The organism is Mycobacterium sp., assembly GCF_040509115.1.
GTDB lineage: Bacteria > Actinomycetota > Actinomycetes > Mycobacteriales > Mycobacteriaceae > Mycobacterium.
The window spans coordinates 1-9,992 of record NZ_JBEVLO010000162.1 but is presented as its reverse complement, the minus strand read 5'-3'; the positions used below and the strand labels follow the sequence as shown (position 1 = coordinate 9,992).

At 66.2% G+C, this 9,992-nt stretch carries 8 protein-coding genes and 1 pseudogene; 1 reads left to right on the top strand and 8 read right to left on the bottom strand.

The features are described 5' to 3' along the window. From ABW137_RS12120 to ABW137_RS12085, 8 genes and pseudogenes are all read right to left on the bottom strand, one after another. Positions 1 to 169 (bottom strand): annotated as a pseudogene (locus ABW137_RS12120) (NADH-dependent enoyl-ACP reductase InhA); the annotation flags it as partial. A gap of 70 nt (positions 170 to 239) precedes the next feature. After that, positions 240 to 956, bottom strand: coding sequence for a 3-oxoacyl-ACP reductase FabG1 (fabG1, locus tag ABW137_RS12115; protein ID WP_526400173.1), 717 nt, complete (start codon positions 954 to 956; stop codon positions 240 to 242). Between the two features lie 88 nt (positions 957 to 1,044). Beyond that, positions 1,045 to 2,052 (bottom strand): vWA domain-containing protein, encoded by a 1,008-nt coding sequence (locus ABW137_RS12110; protein ID WP_526400171.1) that lies wholly within the window; start codon positions 2,050 to 2,052, stop codon positions 1,045 to 1,047. Between the two features lie 72 nt (positions 2,053 to 2,124). Beyond that, positions 2,125 to 3,069, bottom strand: coding sequence for a DUF58 domain-containing protein (locus ABW137_RS12105; RefSeq protein WP_526400169.1), 945 nt, complete (start codon positions 3,067 to 3,069; stop codon positions 2,125 to 2,127). Next, positions 3,066 to 4,148, bottom strand: a complete 1,083-nt coding sequence (gene moxR1, locus ABW137_RS12100; RefSeq protein WP_526400175.1) for a chaperone MoxR1 — start codon at positions 4,146 to 4,148, stop codon at positions 3,066 to 3,068. The genes ABW137_RS12105 and moxR1 overlap by 4 nt, the downstream gene beginning before the upstream one ends. Before the next feature lie 219 nt (positions 4,149 to 4,367). After that, positions 4,368 to 5,078 carry an NlpC/P60 family peptidoglycan endopeptidase RipB gene (gene ripB / locus ABW137_RS12095; RefSeq protein ID WP_526400167.1) on the bottom strand — a complete coding sequence of 237 codons (711 nt, stop codon included), beginning with the start codon at positions 5,076 to 5,078 and terminating at the stop codon, positions 4,368 to 4,370. After that, positions 5,078 to 6,496 (bottom strand): NlpC/P60 family peptidoglycan endopeptidase RipA, encoded by a 1,419-nt coding sequence (ripA, locus tag ABW137_RS12090; RefSeq protein WP_526400165.1) that lies wholly within the window; start codon positions 6,494 to 6,496, stop codon positions 5,078 to 5,080. The genes ripB and ripA overlap by 1 nt, the downstream gene beginning before the upstream one ends. 218 nt (positions 6,497 to 6,714) lie before the next feature. Continuing rightward, positions 6,715 to 7,281, bottom strand: coding sequence for an Rv1476 family membrane protein (locus tag ABW137_RS12085; RefSeq protein WP_526400163.1), 567 nt, complete (start codon positions 7,279 to 7,281; stop codon positions 6,715 to 6,717). A gap of 162 nt (positions 7,282 to 7,443) precedes the next feature. Between ABW137_RS12085 and acnA the strand changes: the two genes are divergently transcribed. Next, on the top strand, positions 7,444 to 9,992 hold a 2,549-nt coding region (gene acnA / locus ABW137_RS12080), incomplete at its 3' end, for an aconitate hydratase AcnA (RefSeq protein ID WP_526400161.1).

Below are 9,992 nucleotides of genomic sequence, written 5' to 3'. Positions count from 1 at the left end.
GGTTCGGCAGCCGGTCGGCGATCCGCTGGATCAACTTCATCCGGTCGAAGCCGGTCAACACCAATTCCGCGCCCGCCTCTTGAGCGACCTTGGCGATGTGGAACGCGATCGACGAGTCGGTGATGATCCCCGTGACGAGGATGCGCTTGCCTTCGAGAAGCCCTGCCATGTGAGTCCTTACTGTTCAAACGATTTCGAGAAGTATCTGGTAGCCATCGCTATCTGAAGGCCCATCCTCATCAATGGCCCATGCCCATGCCGCCGTCAACCGGGATGACGGCGCCGGCGATGTAACCGGCGTCCTCGGAGGCCAGGAAGCTGACCGCACCGGCGACGTCGGCGGCGGTGCCGACCCGCTTGGCGGGGATGAACTCCAGCGCACCCGCCTGGATGCGCTCGTCGAGCGAGCGCGTCATCTCCGTGTCGATGTAACCCGGGGCCACCACGTTGGCGGTCACGCCGGCCTTGGACAGTTCGCGGGAGATCGAGCGGGCCATGCCGATCAGGCCGGCCTTGGCGGCGGCGTAGTTGGCCTGATTGCCGATGCCCCACATGCCGGACACCGAGCCGATGTAGATGATGCGGCCAAAGCGCTTGCGCTGCATGCTGCGCGAGGCACGCTGAGTCACCCGGAAGGCCCCGGTGAGGTTGGCGTTGATGACTTCGGTGAACCGCTCCTCGGTCATCCGCATCAGGAACGCGTCCTTCGAGATGCCTGCGTTGGACACCAGCACCTCGACGGGACCCTGGTGCTCCTCGACCTCGGTGAAGGCGCGGTCGACGGCGGCGTTGTCCGTGACGTCGCACTCGACGCCGAACAAGCCCTCCGGAGCGCCGGATCCGCGGTGGGTGACGGCGACCTTGTGGCCGTCGGACGCGAGGCGTTCAGCGATCGCCAACCCGATGCCGCGGTTGCCGCCGGTGACCAGAACGGAGCGCGAAACGAACTCACCCATGCAGTGCTCCTTGCGTGCGCAACATGCTCGCCAACCTATCGCCTCAACTGGCCATGGCCGAAATCGGCGCGTCTGCGCGCAGGCCGAATCAGCCGGGCAATCGTCGGTTGATCAGCAACGCCGCGAGAGCCGAAAGCGCCAGCACCAGAGCCCCGAGTCGTAGCCAGCCAACGCTCGCGTCGCCCTTGATGGTCTCGTACCCGATCTGGTCCTGCAGGTTGGTGAACACCTCCTTGAGCTGCTCCAAGCTCGACGCGGTATACGCCTGTCCTCCGGACAGATCGGCGATCTTCTTGAGCATCTCGTCATCCACCGGAACTGGCTGCCGCTGGTCGTTGATCTCCACATACCCATACTTGGTGCCGAAGGAGACCGTCGAGATCGGCACGCCCTGATCATCGGCCGTGCGGGCCGCGGTGTAGGCGCCCTTGGGATTGTCCGGGTTCGACGGGACCGTCTCCTTGCCGTCGGACATCAGCACGATGCGCGCCGGTGGCGGTGAGTCACCGCCACCGATCACCGCGCCGACGGTCGCGATGGCCTGCAACGCCGTGAAGATGCCCTCACCCGTCGCGGTCCGGTCCGCCAGCTGCAGCTTGTCTATCGCGGCCTTGGTCGAGTCGCGGTTGGTGGTGGGCGATACCAGCACCGTCGCCGTCCCCGCATAGGCGATCAGACCGAGGTTGATGCCGGGGGTCAGTTGGTCGGCGAACTGCTTGGCCGCCTCCTGCGCCGCGGCCAGCCGGCTGGGCGCCACGTCGGTGGCGCGCATCGACTGCGAGACGTCGATCACCAGCATGACCACGGCGCGGTTGCGAGGGATGCGCACGTCGTTGGTGGGTCCCGCCATCGCGATCGTGAGCAGCACCAGGGAGAGCACCATCAGGATCGCCGACAGGTGCCGCCATCGCGACGGCCGCTTCGGGGCGACGCTCTCGAGGAGCTCCATGTTCGCGAATCGCAGCATCCGCTGCTTGCGGGCACGTTGAACGATCACGTACAGCGCAACCAAGCCGAGGACGACGAGCAGGAACAGGAAGTACAGGGCGTGATCGAAGCCCGTCAGGCTCATCGGGCCGAGCAACGGTAAAGTCATGTGCAGCTTGTCATTTCGTTCATGGGTTCGGTGGGCAAGCGCTCATCGGGCACATGCTCTTCGCGCAAGCGCTCATCGGGCCGCAAGGGCGCCCCTCCGCCGATTCGCCACGAACCGCACCACGTCGGCGATCCAGTCCCGGTCCGTTCGCAGCGTCAACAGCGGCGCACCGCAGCGCCGCAGCGTCCTGGCCACCTCGAGGCGGTGGTTCCCTGCGGCCTTGGCGAAGTCGTCGCGCAGCTGCGCGTCGATGGTGAACTCCCTGGTGACGCCGGACTCGGTGTCCTGCAGGATCACGTCGCCGACGTCGGGCAACTCGACGTCGCGGGGATCGATGACCTCGATGCCGAGCACCTCGTGCCGTCCCGCGATGGCCCGAAGGGGTCGCATCCAGTTGATCGGTCCGAGGAAGTCGCTGATGATGACGGCCATCCCGCGCCGCCGCTCCGGTCTGCGCAGCGCGTCGATCGCGGTAGCCAGGTCACCGCGCACCCCGAGCGGCGCCCGCGGCATGGTGGCGATGGCTCTGAGCAGCTCGTGCTCGTGCAGCCGTCCGCTCAACGCGGGCACGCGCCTGGTGCTCTCGCCGTTGGTGATCAGCGCACCGAGGCGGTTGCCGCCCCCACTGTTGAGGAAGGCGATGGCCGCTGCGGCGGCGACCGCGAGGTCGCGCTTCTCACAGCCCGCCGTCCCGAAGTCAAGGCTGGCCGATACGTCGACCACCAGCCAGGTCTCCAGCTCGCGGTCGGCGATCATCTGCCGAACGTGGGGCGTCGTGGTACGCGCGGTCACCGACCAGTCCATCCGACGGACGTCGTCGCCCGGCTCGTAGATCCGGGAGTCGCCCGGCTCCGAACCCGGCCCGGGGACCAGGCCCTGGTGATCACCGTGCAGCACGCCATCGAGCTTGCGGCGAACCGTCAGCTCGAGCTTGCGCAGGGCGGCGGACAGCTCGGGGTCCCGGATCTGCCCGCGCTGAAGCGACGGCAGATCCACGCGGCCTGAGGGCTGGCTCACCGACCGCTGGCCGCAGCCGCGGCGGGCATCGTCGGATTGACCGAATGACCTTGCTGCGGAATGGCATTCACCTGCGGCAGGGCGACCGTCTGCAGGATGCGGTTGACCACGGTCTCGGCGGACACCTCGTCGGCCAACGCGTCGTACGTCAGCACCAGGCGGTGGCGCAGTACGTCGGGGATCACCTCGACGACGTCCTGCGGGATTACGTAGTCGCGACCGCGGACCAGGGCCAGCGCCCGCGACGCGGCGATGATGCCGAGCGAGGCACGCGGCGATGCGCCGTAGGCGATCCACGACTTGGCGTCGGGCATGCCGAACTTCTCCGGCTCACGGGTGGCGGTCACGATGCGCACCACGTAGTCGACCAGAGCGTGGTGCACGAAGACGCTCGCGGCGACGTCCTGCAGGCGCAGCAGGTCACCGGTGTTCAGGATCTGCTTGGGCGTCGGAGGGGTGACGCCCATCCGGTAGATGATCTCGCGCTCTTCCTCGGGCGTCGGGTAGTCGACGTTCAGCTTGAACAGGAAGCGGTCGCGCTGCGCCTCGGGAAGCGAGTAGACGCCCTCTTGCTCGATCGGGTTCTGGGTGGCCATCACCAGGAAGGGACTTGGCAGCGGGAAGGTCTTGCCGCCGAGGGAGATCTTCCGCTCGGCCATGATCTCCAGCAGCGCCGACTGGACCTTGGCGGGCGCCCGGTTGATCTCGTCGGCGAGAAGGAAGTTGACCATGGCGGGCCCGAGTTCGATGTCGAACTCCTCCTTGCCCATCCGGTAGATGCGGGTACCGACGATGTCGGTGGGTACCAGGTCAGGAGTGAACTGGATGCGGGCGAACGTGCCACCGACTACCTTGGCGAACGTCTCGACGGCCAGCGTCTTGGCCACACCGGGAACGCCTTCGAGCAGGACGTGCCCCTTGGCGAGCAGACCGACCAGCATCCGCTCGACGAGCTGATCCTGGCCGACGATGATGCGCTTCACCTCGAAGATCGCCCGCTCCAGGGTGTGCACCTCGTTCTGCAGGCCGCCGTTGTGTTGCGGAGCCTGCTGGGCGGCTGGAGGGTAGCCCTTCGACATGTCCGGGGACGAACCTTGGCCGGGGAAGCCTCCGGCGCCCTGCGGCGGCCCACTCGGTGACGTCATTCAGTTCCTCCACGTAGCTCTACTCGGACGTTGGCATCAAGACAACGCTGGCCTGTTCATGTCTACCCCCCGAGCCTGTCGATGGGCGTGTGCCGTCAACTATTCCAGGCAGTTCGGAATCCGTCGACGTGCCCCGTTCCCGGAAGGTCCAGATCAGGACTCGATGATGCGGGCCAGATAGGGCTGCAGGCCCGCCATCCGCAACGGGCTCACCTTGACCCTCTCACCGCTGCCGGAGGCTTCCAGCATCTGGTTGTTGCCGAGATAGATTGCGACGTGTTGGCTACCTCCTGGTCCCCAGAACAACAGGTCGCCGCGCTTTGCCTGCGACTGGGGCACCTTCCGGCCGGTGTTGTACTGGTCGCCCGAGTACTTCGGGATCTGCACGCCGACGCCCGCGAAGGCGTAGCGGGTGAAGCCCGAGCAGTCGTATCCGATCTTGCCCGCGTCGTAGTCGACGCCGGCACTGGGACCGTTGAGGGCGCCGCCTCCCCACGAGTAGGGCACGCCGATCTGTGATCCGCCGCGCCGGATCACGTACTCGATGGCCTGCGGTCCACGTACCCGCGCTCCGGCCGCCGGGGACGACGCCGGAGCCAGTCCCAGGGTTTGGAGGAACTGCTGGCCGAGACTCTGGGTGGTCTGGATGGCGATCCTGCTGGCCTGGAATGACGCGTTGGCCATGGCGACGGGATCACCGGGCGCGCCCGAGCTGACGACCTTAGGAAGCGTGGGATCCCACTCGCCGTCGCCGGGTTCCGCGCTGGCGGGCATCGCGGCGCCGATCATCAACGCCAATGCGCAGATGAACGGCAGCAGCACCTTTGCAGGGCGGAACGACGTCAAAGGCAAGACAATTCCCATCAGTATTCGATGTAGCGAACGACGTACGGCGTCATGCCGCTGGTTCGGACCGGCGACACCTTGACGGTGGAGCCGGTGTATGGCGCTTCCAGCATCTGGCCGTTGCCGAGGTACAGGGATACGTGCTGGCCGCCGCCGGGGCCGTAGAAGATCACGTCGCCCCTTCGCATCTGCGACGACGGGATCTTCCGGCCCAGGTCGTACTGCGCCCCGGAGTAGTGCGGCAGTTTGATGCCGACCCCGGCGAAGGCGTACAGGATCAGGCCGGAGCAGTCGAAACCCGTTGTGCCCGCTCCGGAGTCGATGCCGCGGCTGGGTCCGACCGCGTTGCCGCCACCCCACGAGTAGGGCACTCCCAGCTGCGTACCTGCGCGCTGGATCACATACTCCGAGGCTTGCCTACCATAGACGCGCGGAATGGCCCCGTTGGTGTAACCGGTTGGCGTGGGCAGGATTCCGAGTTTCTGCAGGAAGCTGCGCCCCATCTGCTGGGTGGCCTGCGCCGACGTGGTCATGATCCCAAGCACCTGGTTGAGGATCGCGACCGGATCGCCGCTGACGAAGGCGCTGGGGATGGCGGGCAGCGTGGGATCCCACGGGGTGTCCCAGTTGCCGGTGGCAGGGTCGGTGGCGCGGCCGCCGGGCACGCGGTCCCAGTTGGTGGATGGTGCTGCCGACGAACTGGGCACGGCGGCAACCGGAATCGACGCCGGAGTGGCTGCCGGGGTGGACGCCCGCCGTGCCTCCTCCAGTTTGGTCTGCGCAGCAGAGCGTTCGGCGGTGAGTCGGTCCAGCTCGGCCTGTTGGTCCTTGAAGGTCTGCTGCGCCTGGGTCAACGATGCGACGGCCGCGTCCTGGCTGCCCTGCGCGTCGATGACCGCCTGGTCGGCGTTCTGCTTGGCCAGGCGCGCGGCGGAGTCACGGTTGACCTGTTCGGTGCGGGCGCGTTGCAGGTCGGCGACGACCTGTTGCGAGCTGACGTTCAACGTTTGGCCCGTGGCCGCCGTGTCGAGCACGTCCGCTGGGTCGGTGGCCGTTACGTACGACGACGACGGTCCGTTCATGTAGGTCGATGCCGCGAACGCGTCGAAGCGCTGCTGTGCGGAGGCGATCGCCGCGTCGGCGTCGCGTAGTGCGCCCTGGCTTGCCTCGACCTCTGCCTGAGCCGCTGCCGAATTGTCGCGCGCGGTCTGGACGTCGACGATCGCCTTGTTGACACCCTCTTGCTGGGTCTGGATCTGTGCGCCGAGTTCCTGCAGCTTCTGGTCGGCGTTCGCGACGGCCGCGACGAGGCCGGCAATTCCCTCGGGATTGGGAGGCTCCGCTGCGGCGAGTCCGGCACCGTGGCTCAGCACGGCCGCGACGAGTACCCCGCAAGCGAGCGAGCCTGCAATCGAGGCGCGAAGGGTGCGTCTCATTGGACTGAAGTCTCCTAAGGCTCAACGCGAACGTGGTGGCGCAAAGTCGGGGTCCTCCGTCACAGAAGCCTCAATAAACACAACTGCAACAGCAGACGCCTTCTGCACCGTACGTCACAACTAGCGCCAAAGAAACGTCAGCCAAGAATTACATGTTTGTAATTGAAACCGGTGTTACCGAATGGTGATATTCGATTTCGGTGCGCCCCGGAAATGGATCACTTCGGCAGTGCGGGAGGCATTTCCGTTGCCAGCGCCTTTCGGGCCCTGAGCTGCAGAATTCGGGTCGCCGCTGCGGCAACCACCACACCTGCGACGAGCACGATCGTGAATGGCGTCCACGGAAAGTGCGGTGTGGACAATTCGGTCACGAAATTCTGAGAAGCGGCCACTGGGTTACCGCTGACCTTCGCGACGTCCTGGCCTGCCTCCAACGTCGACCGGTCGAACGTCGCGCTGTAGGTGCCCGCGAAGCTCGGACTGAGCACGAGCACCGTCGAGCCCGGATAGGCCTGCCCCACCTCGGTCGCGATGTCGCGCAGTGGCGTGTCGATCGGAGGGTTCTGGTCGAGCACCACGATCTTGAGGTCGATGCCCTTCTGCTTGGCGTCGGCGACGACTGCAGGCAGCCCAGCATTGCCCGCGGTGGCCGGGGCGCTCACGCCGTCGTCGCGCAGGTCGATCCGCACCAGATCCATGCAGGCGTCGGGCGGCGTCGCCGGATCCTTCCCGACGGTGGCACACACTTGCGACGGGATGAACAGCGGCACCTGCGGAGTCGTCACGTGCCAGACGGTACCGCCAACATGGACTGATCGGCTGGCAGCACGCCCAGATCAGGAGAAGACTGGGCCCCGCATTGAGAAGGCTTACAGGACAAGCGTACTGTTAGGAACGTTACCGCTGCGACACAGCCCGTCGCGGCGAAGATCGAAGCGGGAGTAGATGTGACCAGCGTTAATTCGTTCGGAGCCCACGACACGTTGAAAGTCGGGGACGAGGCCTACGAGATCTACCGCCTGGATGCGGTGCCCGGAACCGAGAAGCTTCCCTACAGCCTCAAGGTGCTCGCCGAAAACCTGCTCCGCACCGAAGACGGCGCCAACATCACCAAGGACCACATCGAGGCCATCGCCAGCTGGGATCCCACGGCGGATCCAAGCATCGAGATCCAGTTCACCCCGGCCCGCGTGATCATGCAGGACTTCACGGGCGTGCCCTGCATCGTCGACCTCGCCACCATGCGCGAGGCCGTTGGCGATCTCGGTGGCGATCCCAACAAGGTCAACCCGCTCGCGCCCGCTGAGATGGTGATCGACCACTCCGTCATCGTCGACGTCTTCGGCAACGCAGGCGCCTTCGAGCGCAACGTCGACATCGAATACTCCCGCAACGGCGAGCGCTACCAGTTCCTGCGCTGGGGTCAGGGCGCCTTCGACGACTTCAAGGTCGTGCCCCCGGGCACCGGCATCGTTCACCAGGTGAACATCGAATACCTCGCGCGCACCGTCATGGTTCGCGACGGCGTGGCCTACCCGGACACCTGCGTGGGCACCGACAGCCACACCACGATGGTCAACGGCCTTGGCGTACTCGGCTGGGGCGTCGGCGGCATCGAGGCCGAGGCCGCCATGCTCGGCCAGCCCGTGTCGATGCTGATCCCCCGCGTCGTCGGCTTCAAGCTGAGCGGCGAGATCAAGCCGGGCGTCACGGCCACGGACGTGGTGCTGACCGTCACCGAGATGCTGCGCAAGCACGGCGTCGTCGGAAAGTTCGTCGAGTTCTACGGCGAGGGTGTCGCCGAGGTGCCGCTGGCCAACCGCGCGACGCTGGGCAACATGAGCCCCGAATTCGGTTCTACCGCAGCCATGTTCCCGATCGACGAGGTCACGGTCGACTACCTGCGACTCACCGGCCGAACCGAGGAACAGCTCGCGCTTGTCGAGGCCTACGCCAAGGCACAGGGCATGTGGCACGACGCGGAGAAGGAGCCGGTGTTCTCCGAGTACCTCGAGCTCGACCTCGGCGACGTGGTGCCCTCGATCGCCGGCCCGAAGCGTCCGCAGGACCGGATCCTGCTGTCGGAGTCGAAGGTCGCGTTCCGCAAGGACATTCACAACTACGTCGAGGAGAACCATCCGACGCCGGAGACCAAGCTCGACGAGGCTGTCGAGGAGTCCTTCCCGGCCAGCGACTCCGTGTCGTTGTCCTTCGCCGACGACGGCGAATCCGACGTGCGGCCCTCCGCGGCCAACGGCGCCGAGGGCAGGCCGAGCAAGCCGATAACGGTGAAGTCCGACGAGCAGGGTGAGTTCGTGTTGGATCACGGCGCGGTCGTCGTCGCGGCGATCACGTCCTGCACCAACACGTCCAACCCGTCGGTGATGCTCGGGGCGGCACTGCTGGCCCGCAACGCCGTCGAGAAGGGCCTGAGCTCCAAGCCGTGGGTCAAGACGTCGATGGCCCCCGGGTCGCAGGTGGTCAACGACTACTACGAAAAGGCGGGCGTCTGGCCGTATCTGGAGAAGCTCGGCTTCTTCCTGGTCGGCTACGGCTGCACGACGTGCATCGGCAACACCGGGCCGCTGCCCGACGCCATCTCCAAGGCCATCAACGACAACGACCTCTCGGTGACGGCGGTGCTCTCCGGCAACCGCAACTTCGAGGGTCGCATCTCCCCCGACGTCAAGATGAACTACCTGGCGTCCCCGCCGCTGGTCATCGCCTACGCGCTCGCGGGAACGATGGACTTCGACTTCGAGACCGAGCCGCTCGGCACCGACAACGACGGCAACGACGTCTTCCTCAAGGACATCTGGCCCTCGTCGAAGGAGATCTCCGACGTCATCGGGTCGTCGATCAACCAGAAGATGTTCACCGACAGCTACGCCGACGTCTTCAAGGGTGACGACCGCTGGCGCAACCTGCCCACTCCCGAGGGCAAGACGTTCGACTGGGATCCAAAGTCGACGTACGTCCGCAAGCCTCCCTACTTCGACGGCATGCCCGCCGACCCCGAGCCCGTCACCGACATCTCGGGCGCCAGAGTGCTTGCCCTGCTCGGCGATTCGGTAACCACCGACCACATCTCGCCGGCAGGCAACATCAAGGCGGGTACACCCGCCGCGCAGTATCTCGAGGAGAACGGCGTCGACAAGAAGGACTACAACTCCTACGGCTCGCGGCGCGGCAACCACGAGGTGATGATCCGCGGCACGTTCGCGAACATCCGCCTCAAGAACCAGCTGCTCGACGACGTGTCCGGCGGGTACACCCGTGACTTCACCCAGGATGGTGCCCCGCAGGCGTTCATCTACGACGCCGCCCAGAACTATGCGGCGCAGGACATTCCGCTGGTGGTACTGGGTGGCAAGGAGTACGGCTCCGGCTCGTCCCGCGACTGGGCGGCCAAGGGCACCAGCCTGCTTGGCGTCCGCGCCGTCATCACCGAGTCGTTCGAGCGGATCCACCGCTCGAACCTGATCGGCATGGGCGT